This is a genomic window from Curtobacterium sp. MMLR14_002, assembly GCF_001864975.1.
GTDB classification, from domain to species: Bacteria; Actinomycetota; Actinomycetes; order Actinomycetales; family Microbacteriaceae; genus Curtobacterium; species Curtobacterium flaccumfaciens.
In genome coordinates, this window is the sequence record NZ_MJGT01000134.1 from 1 (window position 1) to 492 (window position 492).

At 65.0% G+C, this 492-nt stretch carries 1 protein-coding gene; it reads left to right on the forward strand.

The features are described from left to right. A partial coding sequence (locus BIU91_RS17995; protein WP_071406564.1) for an ImmA/IrrE family metallo-endopeptidase occupies positions 1–492 on the forward strand: 492 nt, incomplete at both ends.

Sequence of the window (492 nt, forward strand, 5' to 3'; positions counted from 1 at the left end):
GCTTCGACGAGGCCCTTCGCGTCAGCGAGCTCCAAGCGTCCTGTCTGATCGACATCGTTGGCGGCCCGGACCGCATCGACGCGACAGCTATTAGCGCATTGCCGCACGTTCGCGTCGTCTTGGAGACGATCGCCGTATCCGGCATGAGCCTCTGGACGGGCAATCACTGGCTGATCGCGATCAACAGCGGCGACAGCCTCGCACACCAGCGTTTCACGCTGTTGCACCAGTTCAAGCACGTCGTGGACCACGGCCACGCGGCGGCTCTCTACAGCGGCAGCCCCATCGCGACCTCCACCGTCCAAGCTGAACGTGCCGCTGACTATTTCGCGGGCTGCGTGCTCGTGCCAAAACGCGAACTTGAAGCGCTTTGGGACGGCGGCTTACGGCAACCCCAGACGCTCGCCGCGCACTTCGGCGTCAGTGTCGACGCCATGCTCGTGCGCCTCGGTCAGGTCAAGCTCAACGCCGCCAACGACCGCCTGCCGCACG